Genomic DNA, 21371 nt, shown 5'->3' with positions numbered 1-21371 from the left:
CACCCTGCGCCACCGACGGTTGACGGTGATCAGACACGGTGTCCCTACACTGGCCGGCGGCAGTCGTCCGGCGTCGTGCACGGATGACACGAGATCTGAGGCGGACATGGTCAGCGGCAAGAAGACTAAGGCCAACCGCGACAGCGTGCTCGCGGCACGCGCGTCCGTGGTGGCGAGCAAGCCCAAGCCCTGGGGCACCATCGCGGCGGTCGTCGCGGTCGTCGCACTCGCGGTAGGCGTGTTCGGGTACGCGTACACGAAGATCGACGCGCAGAACGCCAAGGCCGAGGCCCTGGCCCAGTGGACCCCGTCCGACACGAACAAGGACCCGTCGGACAAGATCGCGGGCGTCGTGAAGAAGCAGTACGAGGCCAGCAAGCACGTCACGGCCACCCAGCGCGTCGCCTACGACCAGAGCCCGCCGTTCGGCGGACCCCACGACGGCGTGTGGGCCGATTGCATGGGCACCGTCTACCCGACGGCCGTCCGCACCGAGAACATGGTCCACGGCTTGGAGCACGGCGCCGTGTGGGTCGCGTACAACCCGGACAAGGTCACCGGCGACGCCCTGGAGAAGCTGAAGTCCCGCGTCACCGGCCAGCCGTACACCCAGATGTCGCCCTACCCCGGTCTCGACAAGCCCATCTCCCTCCAGTCCTGGGGCCACCAGCTCAAGCTGGACAGCGCCGACGACGAGCGCATCGACCAGTTCATCCAGTCCCTGCGCCGCAACCCGAACACCTACCCCGAGGTCGGCGCGGCCTGCGACTCGTCCGGTTTCCCGGTCGACAGCCCCCCGCCGTTCGTCGCCGAGGCCCCCGGCCCCGACGCCATCCCGATGACCGGCGGCACCACGGTGACCTCGGAGGCCAACCAGCCCCCGCCCGCCGCCTCCGGCGACCCGTCGGCCCCGGCCACCCCGTCCGGCGCCGCGTCCTCCAGCACCCCTCCGAGCAGCTGATCCGATGATGGCCGACACCGAGCAGGACGCGGGCGCGACCGAGCACCTCCAGGACGACCGTCCGAGCGGCGGCCCCACCCTGGCGAGAACAGTGGTCATCACCGCTGCCGTGCTCGCCGTGCTCCTGCTCGGTGCCGCCATCGGCCTGCTGATCAAGCTGCCGGGCTCCTCGGACGCCTCCGTGCCACCGAGGGACTCGGTGGACGTGGGCTTCTCCACCGACATGGCGGCCCACCACCTCCAAGGCGTGCAGATGGCGAACATCGCGCGCGACCGCAGCACCACCCTGGAGATCAAGCAGCTCGCGTTCGACATCTCCAGCACGCAACTGGAGCAGATCGGCCGGATGAAGGGCTGGCTCCTCCTCTGGGGGATGCCGGAGCAGTCCGTGGACGGCACCCACATGGCGTGGATGGAGTCCTCGGAACACTCCCACTCCTCCACCGGAGCGGGCGTAGGCGCGGCCGTGATGCCGGGAATGGCCTCCTCGGAGGAGATCTCGAAGTTGCGGACGTTGAGCGGGGTCGAATTCGACACCTACTTCCTGCAGCTGATGCTGCGACACCACATCGGCGGCGCGCCGATGGCGGAATACGCGGCGGACCACGCGGGACAGAGCGCAGTGCGCCTGCTGGCGGACAACATGCTGAAGTCGCAGAACAGCGAAGTCGACTACATGAAGCAACTACTCGCCCAACGCGGAGCCACACCCCTCCCGCAGAACTGACCGCAGAACCGACCGCCAGGCCGCACGGTTCCAGGCTGGACGGTTCGAAGGCAGGACTGCTTGAGAGCAGGCCGGTTCGCGGACTCGCCGGTTCGCAGACTCGCCGGTTCGCAGACTCGCCGGTTCGCGGGCTTGGACCGCTCGAGGCTCGGGCGCGCCAAAGGACGAGCGGCCTGAGGCTTGGGTGCCCCAAGGCCCACGCGGTCTGAGACTCGGGTGCTCCCAGACCCAGGTGGGCCGAGGCTCAGGCGGTGTCCGACCGGGCGACTTGCCCTTCGAACGGCTGCTGGTGGCAGGGTTCGCCGGCGCGGCACGGCTGAGCGGTGAGTTCGCCCGGCCGGCATCACCGCATCGCGTTGCGGCGCAAGCACTTCGTCGTGAGACTTCGGCTTTCGAGCCCGCTCAGCGACCACCCGCCGTCAAGCAGCCCACATGGGCACCGCCTCCCCCGTCGCCAACGCCGACGCCCGCATCACCTGCACCCGGTACGGTCTCAACCGCAGCGCCGCGAAGTCGCCCGCGCCCACCCCTCCTGGCCACACCGTCAGCGGGTCGTACCCCTCGCTCAACGCCGCCCACGCCTCTCCCAACTCCTCCTCCGGCACCCACGTCGCCACGCAGTCCAGGAACGCCGTGTCATGATCCGGCGACCAGTAAGCGCAGGTCAGCGACGACTGACCAGCCAGGTGGGCCACCTTCACCGGCGTCCGCCGCGTCCCCACCACCCCGGTCATCGACGTGAAGTCCCACACCGGGTGCATCACGCGAGACCGAGGCCTTCCCGCCCGGTCGACCGTGCTCACCACACTCCACACGATGCGCCCGACCACCTCCTCCAGGTCGGCCGCCAACTCCGCCAGTTCCACTCGCCGCGTCGATACCATCACAACTCCTCAACCTAGGTTGCGCAACTGCGGTTGAGCATTGCACGATTCGGCCGTGGACGCCACTCCTTTGCGCGAAGACCTGTCCCTCCTGTTCACCGCCCTCACGGCGTGGTCCCAAGGCGAGGTCGTGAGGCAGCTCGCTGCAGACGGGTTCGACGACCTGCGCGTGTCCCACGGGTACGTGTTCCAGCACCTCCAGAACGGCCCGGTGACCGTCCGCGACCTGGCCGAGAAGATGGGCGTCACGGCGCAGGCCGTGTCGAAGTCCACCGGCGAGCTGGAGCGGATGGGCTACGTCGCCCGAACGCCGGGGGCCGACCTCCGCATCCGCCTGATCGAGTTGACCGAGGCGGGCCGCGAGGCCGTCCTGTCGGCCCGGCTGGCGCGCGCCGAGGTGAACGCCCGCATGCGGCTCGCCCTCGGCGAGGACGCCGAGGCGTTCGACAAAGCCCTGCGCACGCTGGCCGAGAGCACCGGCGCGCTGGAGGAACTCGCGAAGCGCCGACTGCGCCTGATCGGCTGATCGGTCGGGGCTACCCACCGGTAGTACCGTCGGGGTTCACCTTCGGCTCCTGGGAGGTCAGCGATGACCGCAGTGGACCCCGAGAAAGCGGACACCGAGAAGAACGACGTCGACGAACGGCAGGCCAGGAAGGTCGCTGAGCAGGCGCGGGAGACGGGATGGCGTCGGCCGAGCTTCGGCAAGGAGCTGTTCCTCGGCCACCTCCGGCTCGACCTGATCCACCCGCACCCGAGCGGCGACGCGGGCGGCAAGGCCGTCGGCGAGGAGTTCCTCAAACGCCTCAAGGACTTCTGCGAACGCGAGGTCGACGGGGCGCTGATCGAGCGCGAGGCCCGGATACCCGACGAGGTGTACGCCGGGTTGAAGCGGCTCGGGGCGTTCGGGATGAAGATCAAACCCGAGTACGGCGGCATCGGCCTGTCGCAGGTCTACTACAACAAGGCGTTGATGCTGGCCGGGTCCGTGAGCCCGGCGATCGGCGCGCTGCTGTCCGCGCACCAGTCCATCGGCGTGCCGCAGCCGTTGGCGATGTTCGGCACGGACGAGCAGAAGCGCGAGTTCCTGCCGCGCTGCGCGAAGGGCGCGATCAGCGCGTTCCTGTTGACGGAGCCCGATGTCGGCAGCGACCCGGCCCGCCTGGGCACGACGGCGACACCCACGCCGGACGGCGAGGCGTACCTGCTCGACGGCGTGAAGTTGTGGACCACCAACGGGGTCGTGGCCGAACTGCTGGTCGTGATGGCCGCCGTCCCCGACAAGGGGATCAGCGCGTTCGTCGTCGAGGCCGACTCCCCCGGCATCACCGTGGAGAACCGGAACGCCTTCATGGGCTTGCGGGGCCTGGAGAACGGCGTCACGCGGTTCCACCAGGTCCGGGTGCCCGCGGCGAACCGGATCGGCAAGGAGGGCGCGGGCCTCAAGATCGCGCTCACCACGTTGAACACCGGCCGCCTCTCGCTGCCCGCGTTGTGCGCGGGCGCGGCGAAGTGGTCGGTCAAGATCGCCCGCGAGTGGTCGTCGGAACGGGTGCAGTGGGGCCTGCCGGTCGGCAAGCACGAGGCCGTGGGCGGCAAGGTCGCGTTCATCGCGGCCACGGCGTACGCGCTGGAGGCCGTGGTGGACCTGGCCAGCGAACTGGCCGACGCGGGCGCGAACGACATCCGCATCGAGGCCGCGCTGGCGAAGCTGTACGGCTCGGAGATGGCGTGGCTGGTGGCGGACGAGCTGGTGCAGATCCGCGGCGGCCGCGGCTACGAGACCGCCGAGTCGATGGCCGCCCGCGGCGAGCGCGGGATCCCGGCCGAGCAGATGCTGCGGGACCTGCGGATCAACCGGATCTTCGAGGGCTCGACGGAGATCATGCACCTGATCATCGCCCGCGAGGCCGTGGACGCCCACCTCGCGGTGGCGGGCGACATCATCGACCCCGAGGCGGACCGGGGCCGCAAGGCCAAGGCAGCGGCGAAGGCGGGCGGGTTCTACGCCAAGTGGCTGCCCACGCTGGTCGTCGGCAAGGGACAGGTGCCCGGTGCGTTCTCCGACTTCGGTCCACTCGCGACGCACCTGCGGTTCGTCGAGCGGTCCAGCCGGAAGCTGGCGCGGCAGACGTTCTACGCGATGTCCCGCTGGCAGGGGCGGATGGAGCGCAAGCAGCGGTTCCTCGGCCGGGTCGTGGACATCGGGGCCGAGCTGTTCGCCATCAGCGCCACGTGCGTGCGGGCGAACGCCGACGGCGGCAACGCGGCGGAGCTGGCGGACGCGTTCGCCCGGCAGGCGCGGGTGCGGGTCGACGAGCTGTTCGCGCGGCTGTGGACCAACACCGACGACTCGGACGTGGCGCTGACCAGGAAGGTCATGGCGGGCGAGTTCACCTGGCTCGAGGACGGGGTGCTGGACCCCTCGGCCCCCGGCGCGTGGATCGCCGACTCGAAGCACCGCGAGTCGACCGCGGAGGACGTGCACCGGACGACACCGGGAGCGTGACCGTTACACGGGACAGGCGGTTTGGCGCGGCGCCTGTCCCGTGCGGCCGAAAGGGGCTACGTCCCCCGCATCCCCTCGCGACTCCCCGGTGCAACGGAACCCTCCAGGAGGAGGTTCCGGTAACGCTAAGCCACTTCGGACAGGGTGCGTCTAGAACAATCGGGTGAAACAACAAGATGAGCGCCGCTCGACTACTCTCAGAGAGTAATTTCCTCGCGCTGCTCGAACACCAGTTCCCGCGCTGCGGTCAGCCCCACGGCGAGCGCCCCGCTGAGCACCGCGCCGTCGCCCAGCTCACCGGCGACGATCCTCGGCACGAGCGGCGTCGTGCGGCGCAGCGCCCGGTCCATCGGCTCCTGGAGCAGCTCGATGTTCGTCCCGACGCCGCCGCTGAGCACCACCAGCTCCGGATCCAGCACCGCGCTCACGGACGCCACGAGGTACGCCAGCCGCTCGGCCTCATCGTGCACGACCTCCAACGCTCGGGCGTCACCACCCTTGGCCAGCACGAACACGTCCCGCGCGCTGCGGACCTGGCTCAGCCCCAACGCCTTCGCCCGGTCCACGACGGAGTGCGCGGCCGCGGAGCCCTCGAACTGCCCGCGCACGGCCGGGTCCTCCTTGGAGTCCGCGTACGGCAGGTAGCCGACCTCGCCCGCCGCGCCGTGCGCGCCGCGGAACAGCTGGCCGTCGATGACGATGCCCATGCCGATCCCCGTGCCGATGGTGATCGTGACGAACACGCCGACGTCCTTGGCGACGCCGTACTCCCGTTCGCCGACCGCGGCGAGGTTCGCGTCGTTCTCCACGACCAGGCCGGGGCCGAGCACCGCCTCCAGCTCGTCGAGCAGGCCCTTGCGCTCCCAGCCCGGCAGGTTCGGCGCGTGGTGCATGGCCCGACCCCTCGGGTCCGGCACGCCGGGGCTGCCGACGACCTTGGTGATCACGTCGTCCAGCGAGAGGCCCGCGTCGGTCACCGTGCGTTCGGCCAGCTCACGGACCTTGCGCACCAGCGCGTCCGCCGACCGGCACCGGTTCCGCTCGTCGACCCGCGCGATGACGGACCCGGCGAGGTCGGCGACGGCCGCGCGGATGCGCAGCCTGCCGATGTCCATGCCGAGCACGTGCGCGGCGGCCGGGTTCGGCTCGTAGACCATGGCCGACCGGCCCGGTCCCGCCGTGGTCCGGCCGACGGGTCTGACCAGTCCGTGCCGCTCCAGGTCGAGCAGCGCCTGCCCGACGGTCGGCTTGGACAGGCCGGTTTCCTTGGCGATCTGGGGCCTCGTCGACGGCCCCTCGAGGCGGAGTCGGTCGAGCACCGCACGCTGGTTGAGCGCCCGCATTCCCGCCGGGGTACCCACCTGTGGCGCTTTCCGCACGTTCAACTCTTCCTCCGTCACGACAATGGTGGCGATTCTAGTTGCGCGACAGCTCGGCGACCGGGACGCCACACCCAGCCCGGTTCAGGCAGTTGGAGCAGCGGGCAGACAGGTCAGCGGACAAATTGGTCCAGCGATCTTGACAACGATGTCAAGCAGCGGTTGTGCTGTCGCGCGGGTCGAGCATCGAGTCAACCGGAAGGCGTGCGCAATGGGGCACATGCGGGGGAAAAGAACCCGTTTGGCGCTGATCGGCGTCACTGTCACAGCAGTGGTGATGGGTAGCGTGGGAGGCTGGTCGCCAGCATCCGCCGCACCGGAAGAGCCAGTCGTGAGCGCAGACGTCTTCGCGTCGTCCTTCGAAGAGGGACAACCGCAACCCACCTGGGCGAGTTCGGTGGAAACCGATGCTCAGGGCAACCCCAAGGCGTCGGGCGTCAACGGCTCGGACACCGTGAGCATTCCCGGCAACGTGACGGACAAGATCGTCGACGTTCAGGCGAACTCGGAGAACACCGAGGGCGGCGAACTGAGGGAAAACCTGGTCGACGGGAACGTCAACTCGAAGTGGTTGACGTTTACCAGCACCGGCTGGGCTCAATTCCGCTTTTCGGAACCCACGACGGTGAAGCGCTACGCGCTGTCCTCCGCGAACGACGCCGCCGAGCGCGACCCGAAGAACTGGACGCTCCAGGGTTCGGCCAACGGGCAGGACTGGACGACAATTGACACCCGTTCGGGCGAGGTTTTTCCCGAGCGCTTCCAAACCAAGCCGTACGAGACGCCGAACACGACCGCGTACACGTACTACAAACTCGACATCACGGCCAACGCCGGTGGCGTGAACCTGATCCAGCTGGCCGAGATCCAGTTCTCGGACGGCTCGACCACCCCCGCGCCGGAGAACATGCGGACCGTCGTCGGCAAGGGCGCCAGCGGTGGCTACAACGCCAAGGCGAACGTCGGCTACACCGGCGTGAAGGCGTTGCGCTACCAGGGCACGCACTTCGCGACGGGTCGCGGTTACTCCTACAACAAGGTGTTCGACGTCAACGTGCCCGTCACGAAGACGACCGAGCTGTCGTACATGATCTTCCCCAACTTCATGGACGACGACCTGAACTACCCGAGCACGTTCGCCGCGGTGGACCTCGCGTTCTCCGACGGCACGTACCTCAGCGACCTCGGCGCGCGCGACCAGCACGGGTTCGAGCTGTCGCCGAAGGGCCAGGGCGCGTCGAAGGCGCTGTACACCAACCAGTGGAACCGGCTCGCGTCGGTGATCGGCTCGGTCGCCGAGGGCAAGACGGTCAAGCGGATCCTGGTCGCCTACGACAACCCCAAGGGCCCGGCCAGCTTCGACGGCTGGTTCGACGACATCGCCATCAAGACCGCACCGTCCACTCCGGACTACAAGAACCCGTCGGACTACGTGCTCACGACCCGTGGCACGAACTCCACCGGTAGTTTCTCGCGGGGCAACAACTTCCCGGCCACCGCGGTGCCGCACGGCTTCAACTTCTGGACCCCGATGACGAACGCGGGCTCCATCAGCTGGTTGTACGACTACGCGAAGAACAACAACCGCGACAACCTGCCGACGTTGCAGGCGTTCACCGCGAGCCACGAGCCGAGCCCGTGGATGGGCGACCGGCAGACGTTCCAGGTGATGCCGTCGATCGGCACGCCGACCGCGGACCGCGCGGTGCGCGCCCTGCCGTTCAAGCACGAGAACGAGACCGCGCAGGCGCACTACTACAGCGTGAAGTTCGAGAACGGGATGCGCACGGAGATCGCGCCGACCGACCACGCCGCGGTGTTCAAGTTCGGCTTCACCGAGGCCAGCTCGAACCTGGTGTTCGACAACGTCAACAACAGCGGCGGCCTCACCCTGGACGCGGCGAACGGCGTCGTGTCCGGCTACTCGGACGTCAAGAGCGGCCTGTCCGTCGGCGCGACCCGGATGTTCGTCTACGGCACGGTCGACCAGCCGGTGAAGTCCAGCGGCAAGCTGACCGGCCAGGGCCGCGACAACGTGGCGGGCTACTTCCAGTTCGACACCAGCGCGCAGAAGACCGTGCAGCTCAAGATCGCGACCTCGCTGCTCAGCGTGGACCAGGCGAAGAAGAACCTGGAGCTGGAGATCGCGCCGTCGGACACGTTCGACTCCGTGAAGCAGCGCGCGCAGTCCGCGTGGGACAAGCAGCTCGGGATCATCGAGGTCGAAGGCGCGTCGCAGGACCAGCTGACCACGCTGTACTCCAGCCTGTACCGGCTGTACCTCTACCCGAACTCGGGCTTCGAGAACACCGGCTCGAACGCGGCGCCGGTCTACAAGTACGCCAGCCCCGTGACCGCGGGGTCCGGTGTCGGCACGCCGACCCAGACCGGCGCGAAGGTCGTGGACGGCAAGGTCTACGTCAACAACGGCTTCTGGGACACCTACCGCACGACGTGGCCCGCCTACAGCCTCTTCACGCCCTCGCAGGCCGGTGAGATGGCCGACGGGTTCGTGCAGCAGTACCGCGACGGCGGCTGGGTGTCGCGCTGGTCCTCCCCCGGCTACGCGAACCTGATGACGGGCACCAGCTCCGACGTCGCCTTCGCGGACGCGTTCGTCAAGGGAGTCCCCGGTTTCGACTCGCTGTCGGCGTACGACGCGGCGGTGAAGAACGCCACCGTGACGCCGCCGAGCGACGCGGTCGGCCGCCACGGCCTGGACACGTCGATCTTCCTCGGCTACACGCCGACGACGACGAACGAGGGCATGTCCTGGGCGATCGAGGGCTACGTCAACGACTACGGCATCGCGAACATGTCGAAGTCCTTGTACGACAAGGCAGCCGCGAACGACCCGCGCAAGCAGGAGTACCTCGAGAACTACGAGTACTTCACCAACCGCGCGCAGAACTACGTCAACATGTTCGACCCCGCCACGGGCTTCTTCCAGGGCCGCAAGCCCGACGGCACGCGCCGGGTGCCCGCCGCGGACTTCAACCCGCAGGAGTGGGGCTACGACTACACCGAGACCGACGCGTGGAACATGGCGTTCTCGGTGCCGCACGACGGCCAGGGCCTGGCGAACCTCTACGGCGGGCGCGACGGCCTGGCGAAGAAGCTCGACACGTTCTTCGCCACGCCGGAGACGGCCAAGTTCCCCGGTTCCTACGGCGGTGTCATCCACGAGATGACCGAGGCACGGGACGTCCGGATGGGGCAGCTCGGCCACAGCAACCAGGTCTCGCACCACATCAGCTACATGTACGACTACGCGGGCCAGCCGTGGAAGACGCAGGAGAAGGTCCGCGAGATCACGTCGCGGCTCTACCTCGGCAGCGAGATCGGCCAGGGCTACGCGGGTGACGAGGACAACGGCGAGCAGTCGGCGTGGTTCCTGTTCAGCGCACTGGGCTTCTACCCGTTGCAGATGGGCAACTCGACGTACGCGGTCGGGTCGCCGCTGTTCACCAAGGCGACGCTGAAGCTGGAGAACGGCAAGAAGCTCGTGGTGAACGCGCCGAAGAACAGCGCGAAGAACATCTACGTGCAGAACCTGAAGGTCAACGGCAAGGTCTACGACAAGAGCTACCTCAACCACGACGTGCTCGCGGCGGGGGCGACCCTGGACTTCGACATGGGCCCCAATCCGTCGAAGTGGGCGACCGGCGCGGACTCCGTTCCGCCGTCGATCACCAAGGGCACCGAGGTCGCGAAGCCGTTGCGGGACATCAGCACCACCGGCAAGTTCACCGGTCCGGCGGCCGTGGTCGACAACACCTCGGGCACGCAGGCCGCGGTCGACGCGCTCCAGGTCGACCTGCCGAACACCAAGGAGAAGGCCGAGTTCTACACGCTGACGTCGGCGAAGACCGCGGCGGACGCGAAGAACTGGGTCCTCAAGGGCTCGCTCGACGGCAAGACGTGGACGACGGCGGACGAGCGCAAGGACCAGAAGTTCACCTGGCGCCAGCAGACCCGCGCGTTCAAGATCGCCAAGCCGGGCTTCTACCGGTACTACCGCTTGGAGATCGCGGGCGGCGCCACGCTGTCGGAGTTCGAACTGCTGGCCAAGCCGCCGGTGACGGCCACCAGGACCATCACCGACCCGGTCAGCGGGCCGCTCACGGTGGGCTCCGGCGTCACGGTGGTCGACGGCGCGACGATCAGCGGACCGATCACCGTCAACGCGGGCGCGTCGCTGTACGTGTTCGGCGGCAAGGTGAACGGGCCGATCGCGGCGAACGGCGCGGGCTCCGTGGTGCTCGTCGACACCCAGATCGGCGGGCCGGTCAGCGTGACCGGCGCGACGGTCGGGGTGAACATCGAGAACACCAAGATCGGCGGACCGCTCAGCGTCGTGAACAACAAGGCGCCGGTGGTCGTGGCGGCCAACGCGGTCGGCGGGCCGATGACCGGGAGCGGCAACAGCCCCGACCCGGTGAACAACGGCCTGGCCAACACCGTGCAAGGTCCCAAGGCGGGGCAACTCGCCGCGCTGTAAGGGGTTTTGAAAGGGGGGCCTTCCGCGTTCGGAAGGCCCCCCTTTGCTCTACCAGGACATTTCGCGGCAGCGTTGCGCCGAGTCGCCGGGCTCGACCTGGAGCGTGGCGTGCTCGATGTGGTACCGCTCGGCCAGCAGCGCCTGCGCGGTCCGCAGCACCTCGGCCGGGTCGACGTCGCACTCGATGGTCAGGTGCGCCGACGCCACCTCCATGCCGGAGGTCAACGTCCACACGTGCAGGTCGTGCGCCTCGGTCACACCGGGCAGCTTCGCCAGGTCCGCCTGCACGGCGGAGACGTCGAGGCCCTCGGGGGCGTGCTGGAAGAGGATGTGCAGCGCGTGGCGGGCCAGCTTCCACGTCCGCGGCAGCACCCAGACGCCGATCGCGACACCCATGACGGGGTCGGCGTAGCGCCAGCCGAAGACGAGCGTCACCAGGCCGCTCAGCAGCACGCCGACCGAGCCGATCAGGTCCGCGAGCACCTCCAGGTACGCGCCCCGGACGTTGATGCTCTCCTTGGCGCCCTCGCGCAGCATGAGGAACGAGACGACGTTCGCCAGCAGGCCGAGCAGCGCGGCGAGGATCACCGGCAGGCCGGGCACCGACGGCGGGTTCCCGAAGCGGCCGACCGCCTCGTAGACCACGTACCCGGCGACGCCGAACAGCAGCACCGCGTTCGCCAGCGCCGCCAGCACCTCCGCGCGGTACATGCCGAACGTCTGGTTGCGGCCTGTCGACGACCGGCGGGCGACCATGATCGCGGCCAGCGCCATGCCGACCCCGAGCACGTCCGTGAGCATGTGCGCGGCGTCGGAGATCAGCGCCAGCGACGACGTCGCCCACCCGACGACGAACTCGACCGCCATGAAGACCGCGCCGATGCCGAACGCGATCCACAGCTTCCCGATGTGCCTGCCCGACGCGCTCGCCGCCTCGGCAGGCGACACGCCGTGCCCATGCCCGTGACCCATGCGAGCAACATATAGAGACATGCGCATGTGTGCAATGTGACCGACTACTGACGCCAGGTAGGCCCCGCCAGCCGTCCCACGATCCGGACCGCCTTCGGCGACAGGCGACTCCCGAACCACGCCAACTGCGACTCCGGGGTCACCGGCACCACCAGCCGATTCTGCCGAACCGCCCGCACCACCGCCGTGGCAACCCGCTCCGGCCCGTACCCCCGTAGACGATAAGTCCTGGTCACCGCCTCGCGCTTCGCCCGTTCGGTGGGCTCGTCGACGCCCGCGAACGTGGCGCTGCGGGTGATGTCGGTGTGCACCACGCCGGGGCACACGGCCGTGACGCCGATCCCGTGCGGCGCGAGTTCCTCGGCGAGGCACTCCGCGAGCATGAGCACGGCGGCCTTCGTCGTCGAGTACGCGGGCAACGCCGCCGTGGGGAAGTACGACGCCATGGAGGCGGTGATCACGACGTGCCCACCCTCACCCCGCCGCACGAGCAGCGGCACGAACGCCCGCAAGGTGTGCACGACACCCCACAGGTTCACGTCCACCACCCGCCGCCAGTCCTCCTCGGACGTGTCCAGGAAGCCCCCGGCGACCACCACACCGGCGTTCGCCATCACCACGTCCGGCACCCCGTGCACGGCCTCGATCCGCTCCGCCAGCGCGTGCGTGGCAGCCCCGTCGGCCACGTCCAGCTCGTACGAGTGCCCCCGCACCTCCCGCGCCGTCCGCGCACCCGAAGCGGCGTCCACGTCCACCGCCACCACCTCGGCCCCGTCCACCGCGAACGCCAACGCCGAGGCCCGCCCGATCCCACTACCGGCCCCGGTGATCACCACCAGCTCACGCCGAGAGGGCACCCCGTCCACGAAGTCCGCGATCATCCGCGCGACGGCGACCGGATGCGTCCGCGGCGCCCAGTGCGACGCGTACAACGACCGACGACTCACCCTCTCGGTCCAAGGCTCCGCCGCGTCCAGGTGCGCAGCTTTCACATACGGATCGCGCTTCAACACCACCTGCAACACCGGCACCACGACCTTCCGCGGCGCGGGCGCACTCCCCACGTTCGCCCGGTACAAACCGAGCCCGTTGACCAGCTCCCGGTGCTGCGCCTGCAACCGCTCCCGCACCGCCCTGATCCGCCACACCAGCTCAGGCACCACAGGCACCTTGAACCCCGCGATGTACCACGAGTGGCGGAGCAGGTTCAGCACCTTGACCGGATGCCACCGATTCCGCCGCACCCAATCCGCCACGTGCCCCAACGAGGGCCCGGAGATCGACGTGAACGACAAGAACAGCTCGGGATGCGAAGCAACCGCCTCCCACCCCTGCGTAGACCCCCAGTCATGCCCAACGAGGTGCACCTTCCGCCCAGGCACCACAGCCCTCACGACAGCGACCAGGTCCTCAACCAACCGCTCAACCCGATACCCACTCACCCGAGAGGGCCGCCCAGACCCCCCAGCCCCACGCGTGTCGTACCGAACAACGTGAAACCGCCCAACCAACTCCCCCACCACCCCACCCCACACGGCAGAGGTGTCCGGGAACCCGTGCACCAACACCACCGTCGGCAAGGCAGGATCCCCATCCTCCAAAACCCGAAGCCGCAGGTCACCGACCACAACCGAACGCTCCCGACACGACTCCATGCCACCTGAGGGTAGGGGGTGAAACACCCGCCCAACAGTGCGCTAGGATCATTCCAACAGCTACGGCCCCCGTAGCTCAGGGGATAGAGCACCGCCCTCCGGAGGCGGGAGCGCAGGTTCGAATCCTGCCGGGGGCACCACAGATGTACTTGAAGCGCCGACCACGGTCGGCGCTTTTCTGTCGTTCGTGACCAGACCACCGAGCTGTTTCAAGATGGTCAGGTCAGCGATAACACCGCCGGTCGCGATTGACCTCCCGGATGCCGTGTCCGGTGTAGCGCCGAGCAGTGACGACGACTGCAGCACCGAGATCTGCGCATTCACGAGGAGTAACACACCACCGGTCAGAACCGACAGTGCTTCACAAAGGCGACAGGAACAACCTCATGTAGAAAGGTCTGCTGGCACTGCCGCACGAGACCTGGGGGACGACAATTCACGCGGAAGACGACTCGGCCTACGACATCGCACCTCCGGAACCAGCCGGTATGGTGGCGTCTCTTCGCTCTTTGGGCTACACATTGCCTTCTGCGGTGGCCGACCTGATCGACAACAGCATCGCGGCGACCGCGCAGAAGATCGAAGTCATCTTCACCTGGGACGGGGCGAACTCCTGGATCGCGGTGTGCGACGACGGCACCGGCATGTCCGAGTCCGAGTTGCTCCGGGGGCTGACCGTCGCAGCAGGGGGGACGTCGACGAATCGCTCGACGACCGACCTCGGGCGGTTCGGCCTGGGACTCAAGTCCGCGTCGTTCTCGCAAGCCGACCAGCTCACCGTCTCGACCACACCCGGAGATGGCAACTGGTACACCAAGACGTGGGACTTGGACGTCATCCACAAGGTGGGCGAGTGGCGACTGCTGCACGGCACGGACGACGACACCGCCGAGGTGCTGGAACGCCTCAAGGAAACGCGGTCGAACGGCACCATCGTCGTTTGGAGGAGGTTGCGCGGCTACAACCTCCTCAAGATCAGCGACAAGGAGGACAAGCGCAAGCAGAAGCAGTTCTACAGCGAGACGTACCGCGTCAGCGAGCACTTGGGCATGGTGTTCTCGCGCTTCCTCATCGGCTCCAAGCGGCGGACCCTGCAGGTCAACGGCGATGAAGTAGAGCCCTGGGATCCGTTCATGAAGCACCACTCGGCGGTTCGGAGCATCCCCGTCGAGTCGTTCGTCAACGGCAGTACCAAAGCAACGGTGGAGGGGTTCATCCTGCCGGGGAAACACAGGCTCTCCGACAGGGAGTACGACAAGGGAGGCGGCCCGGACGGCTGGCTGAACCGCCAAGGCTTCTACGTGTACCGGCGGAAGCGCCTGATCTTGGCAGGCGGCTGGCTCGGATACCGGGGTATGCGCCGGGAGGAGAAGTTCAACCTCGCCCGCATCGCAGTGGACATCGATGCGGAAACGGATGTCGAGTGGGCGGTCGACGTCCGGAAATCGACTGTCACACCCCCGATCGCGCTCCGCTCGGACTTGGAGCGGATCGCGCTGCGAGCCCGAGAGCAAGCGTCCGAGGTGCTTCGCCACCGCGGGCGAACGGTGGGCCGCGGCCAGAGCGATCCGTTCCAGTACATCTGGAAGATCGGCAGGGACAACGAGAAGGTTTCCTGCCAGATCAACCGCGAACACCCGTTGGTCGAGTCGGCCTTGCAGTCGGCGAGCAACAAAAGGGCGTTTCACGCCCTGCTGCGGTTCCTCGAGGAGACGTTCCCGGTGAGTGCACTGCGGATCGCACACGAAGTGGACTCCAGCGACGACCACGAGCCCTTCGGTGGCCACCCCACAGCGAACGACGAGATGGCCGGCGTCGCAGAACTCATCTACCAAGCGCTGGTCACAAGTGGATATTCGCCCCAAGGCGCCAAGAACAAGATCAACACCATGTACCCGTTCGACCAAACCACCGGCTTCTGGTCCTCGTGATGACATCGAGCCAGACCGCACCGACGCAATAGGGAGAAGCCGTGGAGAACGACGAGGTCGACACCCTTGAGCTCGCCAAGCGCATCGTTCTCACGATGCTGGCGCCGGTCGTCATGGATGACCGGCAACCGACCGCGTCCGAGGTGACGAACGCCGCCAACCTGGTTGCCGGGATGCTGCTGGGCCAAGGCCAACAAGTCGACCCGACGCAGTTGGCCAAGGCCGTCGAAGCGGACACGGCCGTGTTCCAAGAGGTGTCGGTGGGCTTGAGCAACGACGCCGAGCACGAACCCTGGATCTCCCAGGCGAGAGCAGAGCGCAGCTGGGACTTCTGGGAGCGCTACCGCCGGTACACGGAGGACGTCATCGACCTCCCGCGCCGGGTGGTGCGGCGCTTGGACCGAACGACCGACGAGATCTTGGGGCAGATCGAAGACCCCAGGCGGCCAGGACAGTGGCGGCGAGCAGGACTGGTCATTGGCCAAGTGCAGTCGGGCAAGACGGGGCAGTACATCGGATTGGCAGCGAAGGCCGTTGACGCGGGATACGGCCTCATCGTCATCCTGGCCGGCATCCACAACGACCTGCGGAGCCAAACGCAGCTCCGAGTCGACGAGGGCTTGCTCGGTTTCGACACGCAGTACCAGCGCAGGATGAAGGAAGCTGGTACAAAAGCCCGCTTTATCGGCGTCGGCCGCTTGGAGCGATCCAAACGCTTGGACATCGCCTCGCCGACGAACAGCTCGGAAACAGGTGACTTCGGCAAGAAGTCCGCGGAAACCGTCAACTTCCCGCTCGGAAAGTTCCCGGTTGTACTTGTGGTTAAGAAGCACTGGAAGATCTTGGAGTACGTCAAGACCTGGGTCGGCGAGTTCAGCGGGGTCGAGACCGGTTCCGGGGAGAAGCGCGTTCCCAATGTTCCCCTGCTGGTGATCGACGATGAAGCCGACAACGCCTCGATCAACACCGAACAAGATCCGGAAGCGGATCCGACGCGGACGAACGGGGCGATCCGCTCGTTGATGAACACCTTCCACAAGGCAGCCTACATCGGCTACACGGCAACACCGTACGCGAACATCTACATCGACCCCACGACCAGCCACAGCGACTTCGGAGCAGACCTTTTTCCCGAGAGCTTCATCCGAACCCTACCCTCCCCTTCGAACTACTTCGGCCCTGAACGGGTGTTCGGGCTGCAGAACGAAAACAAAGAAGACTGGGAAGTCGATCCCCTCCCCGTGGTGCGACACGTATTCGACTCCGACCAATGGGCACCACCTAAACACAAATCGAGTTTCCGACCGGTCGAACCACTACCGGGCTCGTTGCAGCGAGCAATCGAATCATTCGTGCTCTCGTGCGCCGCACGGCGGTTTCGAGGCCAGAGCAAGGTGCACAACTCGATGCTCATCCACGTCACCCGCTTCACAGATGTGCAAGAGGTGGTGCGAGATCAGGTCGAGGACTTCGTGAGCCTCTTGGCGGACAACCTCGGCGACCGCTACGGGAAGAGCGCGGACGCGATGGAGCAGTTGAACAGGCTATGGAAAGAAGACTTCGTCCCCACGACGAACTTCTTCAGCGACAGCGAGGCGCCGCGCATCACCTGGGAACAGGTCAAAGAGCATATCCTTCCATCCATCCGGAAGATCGAAGTCAAGACGATCAACGGAACGTCCCGCGATGTCCTCGACTACTACGACAACCGCAAGACCGGACTTTCCGTGATCGCAGTAGGAGGCCAAAAGCTTTCACGAGGACTGACCTTGGAAGGACTAACGGTCAGCTACTACCTACGCACTTCCAGCACGTACGACACCCTGCTGCAAATGGGCCGATGGTTCGGCTACCGACCGAAGCACGAAGATCTATGCCGCCTGTACACGAGCCCGGAACTGCAAGCAGCCTACGTCGAGGTCACCTCCGCCACCGACGAGCTTCGGAAAGAAATCGAGGAGATGGCCGCCCTCGGATTGACCCCGAAGGAATTTGGACTCAAGGTGAGGACTTCATCACTGGGCTTGGCCATCACCGCACCGAACAAAATGCGCAGTGGCACCCGCGTGAGGATAAGCTATTCTGGAGAAGGCCCTGAAACGACCGTTTTCGACCTTTCACCAAAGGTCCTGCTGAACAACTTCGAGGCTTTGACAAGATTCGCCGAGAGGCTCGATTCAACATCGGTTCGAGACACAACTAAAAAACGCGCAGGAGTGGTGTGGAAGGGCGCTAAACCCGCCGAAATTACTCGCTTTCTCAATGACTACATCACCGCGAACGCGGCATTCCGAGTCCGCCCCGGTTACATCGCCAAATACATCGAGAGGTGTGCAGAAGTTGGCGAACTCCAGTCTTGGACCGTGTACCTCGTAGGCAAAACCAACCCCGCGAACGAAGATGTCATCGCGAACCAGAAAATCGGCCGAGTAACCCGGAATAAACGTGGCGACGACAAGATCTGCATCTTGCGACGTGTAGTGAGCCCCGCTGACGAGCAAACCGGACTCTATGACCACCAGATCAAGGCTGCGCAGAATCAAGCCGCAGAAGAGGCAAAGAAGAACGGGAAGAAAAAACTTCCTTCCCGGCCTCCTGGCGTTTATCTCCGCAAACAGCGAAAGGCCAGCGAGGCACTTCTGCTCATCTACCTGGTGGACCACACGAAGGAGAATGGCGCATACACTTCAGAACCCATCATCGGGTTCCAGGTCAGTTTCCCCGAGTCTGACGTCTTTGAGCAAACCGAGTACGTGGTCAACTCAATTTGGCGCGGCGAAGACACCGAGGCTGGATACGGTGACGTGGACGGCGAGGACGACCTGTGATCGTCGACGAGAACATGTGGCGAGAGCTGGAACTACCACAACCGGGGCAGGGAAGGTCGGTCCTGAGACTGCACCCCGACTCACCGGTCGACGTCTTCCTGGCGGTCGCCCACCCCGGCTTGCGCCGAATGCTCATCATCCGTTGTGAAGCGCGAGCTCTCGACGGGACCGGTGGAAAAGTCGCCGGGCTGGCGCGCACCGAAGGTATCGGCCTGACTCTCATGTCAGTCACCAACAAGCTTTACGAACTGCAGATTGCGCTCACGGATCCCTCGCTCCGCGAGGTGTTCAGTCCGCTGGTGGCAGATGTCGCAAGCGTCGTCGGTGGAGCGAGTTCAGCCAGCGCCGCCATTTCTGCCGTCATCAAGAGGTTCGAGAACTGGCAGGCACTCATGCGCTCGATCAGCCGCGAAGGTCTGGGGTTGGAAGCGCGACGCGGGCTCTTCGGTGAGCTGCTCGTGCTCGAGCAGGACTTGTTGCCCGCTCTGGGCCCCGCTGTCGCAGTGCGGAGCTGGACCGGTCCGACTGGTACCAACCAAGACTTCCAGCTCCCCGGTGGAGCAATAGAGTGCAAAGCCGCGACAGGTCGGAGGGTCGACTCCGTCAAGATCTCCAGTGAGCGTCAGCTGGACGGCACGGGCACGCCCACTCTGGTGCTGGTCCAAGCCGTGCTCGACGAACGGCAGAGCGGCTCGGGCGCAAGCCTGCGGGACAAGGTGGACGCAGTTCGCGAGCAGTTGTCAGATCCTGGGGCACGAGCGGACTTCGACAGCAGACTGGTTCGCTCGGGATACCTGCACTCCCAGAAGGACCTCTACGCATCTCCGACGTACACGGTGCGGGAGATGCGGCTGTGGGAGGTCGAAGAGGGGTTCCCCAGGTTGGTGGAATCGCAGCTGCCCGAAGGCGTGCACGACTGCAGCTACACCATAACGGTGACACGGCTGCAACAGTTCAAGATCCCCCAAAGCAGGTTGGGTGAAGTGGTGAGGAGCCAGGGTGTCTGAGAGCCCGCTGGAGATTTACGCGAAGTCCCTGGTCGCTGAGGTCCAAGAACAAGCCCGAACCGAAGGGACCACAACACCCGAGGCCTTCACGAGGATGACGCTCGATGACCTGACGGACATCAGCTACATCCAGAACGCGGCGACCGCCTACCACAAGTCGCACGGGCACGAGATCCACGGCTACGGCTTCCGCGACGACGACCGGACGCTCGATCTCTTCACAACCGACTTCACCCTGGACCCGATGGGTCCACGACTGACGAAAACTGCAGCTACGTCGCTCTTCAAGCGGCTGTTGACGTTCATCCGCCGCAGCCCGGACCTGATCGTGGACGTCGAGGACGCGTTCGACGTCCACGACATGTGCGTCAAGGTGAGCAAGTCCATCCACACAGTGGAGAAGATCCGTTTGTTCATCCTCAGCAACCGGATGAGCAGCGCTGCGGACTTCACCGACGACGTGTTCGACGGGATCCCGGTCTCCCAGGAGGTGTGGGACCTCGCCCGGCTGTTCCGCGTGCATCAAGCCGGCTCGACGGCCGAGCCGATCTCCGTTGTCTTCGACCCTCCTATCGGGTGTGTAGCCGCACCTGCTTCGGATGACGACGTCGCCGTCGTGCTGGCGACCGTTCCCGGGAAAGTGTTGGCTGATCTCTACGAAGCTCACGACACCAGGCTGTTGGAGCTGAACGTTCGATCATTCCTCCAAACCCGCGGGGCGGTGAACAAGGGCATTCGAGACACGCTTTTGAACGCCCCACGCCGCTTCCTCGCCTACAACAACGGCATCACGGTCACCGCTTCCGGAGTGGACTTCGTTCACGGCCAGGACGGTGAACCCACCCACATCAGCGCCGTGCACGAGATACAGGTGGTCAACGGCGGCCAGACCACGGCCACGCTCCACCACGTGCTGACCAAGGACAAGAACCCCTTGTCCGGTGTCTACGTGCAGATGAAGCTGACCACCATCGCGAGCAACCAGCTCCAAGAGATCGTTCCAAAAATCTCGGAGTACTCCAACTCGCAGAACCGCGTCACCCTGGTCGACTTCAGTTCGAACCACGCGTTCCACGTCGACTTCCAGCGAAAGAGTCGCCTTCTGCTGGCGAACGGCAAAGGTGGCAGCGGCAAGGAGACCAGGTGGTTCTTCGAACGTGCACGGGGCCAGTACACCGATCGCCTGTCGAAGGCGCACACACCGGCTCGACAGAGGGAGTTCAAAGCCGAGTACCCGCCCACCCAGAAGTTCAACAAGGCGGACCTGGCCAAGTACATCCATTCCTGGTGCCAGCACCCTCATCACGTCAGCAGGGGCGCGCAGAAGAACTTCGGCGAGTTCATGATCCGCTTGGGACAGCGGAGCCCGTACATCGACGCGACCTACTGCAGGCGAGTGATCGCAATGGCGATCTTGTTCAAGGGCATTGACAAGATCGCCGCAACGCACCAAGCGGGGAACATCAAGAGCTTCGTGACCACCTACACGATGGCTCGACTGGCGCTGGCCACTGGCCAGCGCGTCGACCTGGACCGCATCTGGCACGAGCAGCAGCTCTCCGACGCACTGGATTCCGCGGTGCACGAGCTGGTGCCCTTGGTCATGGACGTGATCACGCGTCCAAGAGGTCCGCTGGTCAGCGAGTGGGCCAAGAAGGAGGACTGCTGGCGCGCCGTGTCTGCGATCACCTGGAAGATCCCCAAGTCGCTCAAGCAGGAACTCCGGGAAGAACCGATCGACGACCTGGTGCTCCTCGGAGAGGCACCCGCAGCCCCAGAGCAGGTGGAAGTCAGCGAGGTGCCCGCCGAGGAGTGGCACGCGATCGCTTTCTGGGTACGGGAAACCCGCAGCTTGTCGCTGGTTCAGAGCCAGATCGCACTACGGATGGGGAAGATGGTCGAGGCAGGGGACATCCCGAACGCCAAGCTCATCGAAGAAGCGGAAGCAGTGCGACAGGAAGCCGTCCGACTGGGCTTCGCGCTGTGACGAGACCGGTGGTGGAGCGGGTGACACCGC

At 66.1% G+C, this 21371-nt stretch carries 13 protein-coding genes and 1 tRNA gene; 10 read left to right on the top strand and 4 right to left on the bottom strand.

What is annotated here, in order from left to right:
• Positions 1-106 precede the first annotated feature (106 nt).
• Together ACFWW9_RS14465 and ACFWW9_RS14460 are read left to right on the top strand one after the other, a co-directional pair.
• Positions 107-961, top strand: coding sequence for a DUF3105 domain-containing protein (locus ACFWW9_RS14465; protein WP_390376424.1), 855 nt, complete (start codon positions 107-109; stop codon positions 959-961).
• Positions 962-965: 4 nt separating this feature from the next.
• Entirely contained in the window at positions 966-1688 is a 723-nt protein-coding gene (locus ACFWW9_RS14460) for a DUF305 domain-containing protein (protein WP_390376421.1), read from the top strand.
• A gap of 419 nt (positions 1689-2107) precedes the next feature.
• On the opposite strand, the gene ACFWW9_RS14455 is transcribed toward ACFWW9_RS14460, so the two are convergent.
• Positions 2108-2572 carry a pyridoxamine 5'-phosphate oxidase family protein gene (locus tag ACFWW9_RS14455; protein ID WP_390376418.1) on the bottom strand — a complete coding sequence of 155 codons (465 nt, stop codon included), beginning with the start codon at positions 2570-2572 and terminating at the stop codon, positions 2108-2110.
• Positions 2573-2627: 55 nt separating this feature from the next.
• Here ACFWW9_RS14455 and ACFWW9_RS14450 point away from each other — a divergent pair, with 55 nt between their 5' ends.
• Both ACFWW9_RS14450 and ACFWW9_RS14445 read left to right on the top strand, forming a co-directional pair.
• The gene (locus ACFWW9_RS14450) at positions 2628-3098 is read left to right on the top strand and encodes a MarR family winged helix-turn-helix transcriptional regulator (RefSeq protein ID WP_390376415.1); all 471 of its coding nucleotides are present in this window, start codon (positions 2628-2630) and stop codon (positions 3096-3098) included.
• Positions 3099-3161: 63 nt separating this feature from the next.
• A complete protein-coding gene (locus tag ACFWW9_RS14445; RefSeq protein WP_390376412.1) occupies positions 3162-5081 on the top strand; it encodes an acyl-CoA dehydrogenase family protein in 1920 nt (639 codons plus the stop codon).
• A 197-nt stretch (positions 5082-5278) separates the two neighbouring features.
• Here ACFWW9_RS14445 and ACFWW9_RS14440 read toward each other — a convergent pair whose 3' ends face one another.
• Positions 5279-6424 (bottom strand): ROK family protein, encoded by a 1146-nt coding sequence (locus ACFWW9_RS14440; protein ID WP_390376409.1) that lies wholly within the window; start codon positions 6422-6424, stop codon positions 5279-5281.
• A gap of 247 nt (positions 6425-6671) precedes the next feature.
• Between ACFWW9_RS14440 and ACFWW9_RS14435 the strand changes: the two genes are divergently transcribed.
• Positions 6672-10961 carry a GH92 family glycosyl hydrolase gene (locus ACFWW9_RS14435; RefSeq protein WP_390376406.1) on the top strand — a complete coding sequence of 1430 codons (4290 nt, stop codon included), beginning with the start codon at positions 6672-6674 and terminating at the stop codon, positions 10959-10961.
• 48 nt (positions 10962-11009) lie between these two features.
• Here the strand turns inward: ACFWW9_RS14435 and ACFWW9_RS14430 are convergent, their stop codons facing one another.
• Both ACFWW9_RS14430 and ACFWW9_RS14425 read right to left on the bottom strand, forming a co-directional pair.
• On the bottom strand, positions 11010-11933 hold the full coding sequence (locus ACFWW9_RS14430) for a cation diffusion facilitator family transporter (RefSeq protein WP_390376403.1): 924 nt from the start codon (positions 11931-11933) through the stop codon (positions 11010-11012).
• Positions 11934-11977: 44 nt separating this feature from the next.
• A complete protein-coding gene (locus ACFWW9_RS14425; protein WP_390376400.1) occupies positions 11978-13588 on the bottom strand; it encodes an SDR family oxidoreductase in 1611 nt (536 codons plus the stop codon).
• Positions 13589-13653: 65 nt separating this feature from the next.
• Here ACFWW9_RS14425 and ACFWW9_RS14420 point away from each other — a divergent pair.
• The 5 genes from ACFWW9_RS14420 to ACFWW9_RS14400 all read left to right on the top strand — a co-directional run bounded on the left by ACFWW9_RS14420 (position 13654) and on the right by ACFWW9_RS14400 (position 21341).
• Positions 13654-13728, top strand: a tRNA-Arg gene (locus ACFWW9_RS14420).
• Between the two features lie 348 nt (positions 13729-14076).
• The gene (locus ACFWW9_RS14415; protein ID WP_390376397.1) at positions 14077-15519 is read left to right on the top strand and encodes an ATP-binding protein; all 1443 of its coding nucleotides are present in this window, start codon (positions 14077-14079) and stop codon (positions 15517-15519) included.
• Positions 15520-15560: 41 nt separating this feature from the next.
• A complete protein-coding gene (locus tag ACFWW9_RS14410) occupies positions 15561-18347 on the top strand; it encodes a Z1 domain-containing protein (protein ID WP_390376394.1) in 2787 nt (928 codons plus the stop codon).
• Positions 18344-19354: a PD-(D/E)XK motif protein gene (locus ACFWW9_RS14405; RefSeq protein ID WP_390376392.1), complete on the top strand. Its 1011-nt coding sequence runs from the start codon at positions 18344-18346 to the stop codon at positions 19352-19354. The genes ACFWW9_RS14410 and ACFWW9_RS14405 overlap by 4 nt, the downstream gene beginning before the upstream one ends.
• The gene (locus ACFWW9_RS14400; protein WP_390376389.1) at positions 19347-21341 is read left to right on the top strand and encodes an AIPR family protein; all 1995 of its coding nucleotides are present in this window, start codon (positions 19347-19349) and stop codon (positions 21339-21341) included. Before ACFWW9_RS14405 ends, ACFWW9_RS14400 begins: the two co-directional genes overlap by 8 nt.
• The last annotated feature ends 30 nt before the right edge of the window (positions 21342-21371 follow it).

The sequence above is a fragment of the Umezawaea sp. NPDC059074 genome (assembly GCF_042738955.1).
Classification (GTDB): Bacteria; Actinomycetota; Actinomycetes; order Mycobacteriales; family Pseudonocardiaceae; genus Umezawaea.
The sequence above is the reverse complement of the archived record's forward strand: the minus strand, read 5'-3'. Positions and strand labels throughout refer to the sequence as shown.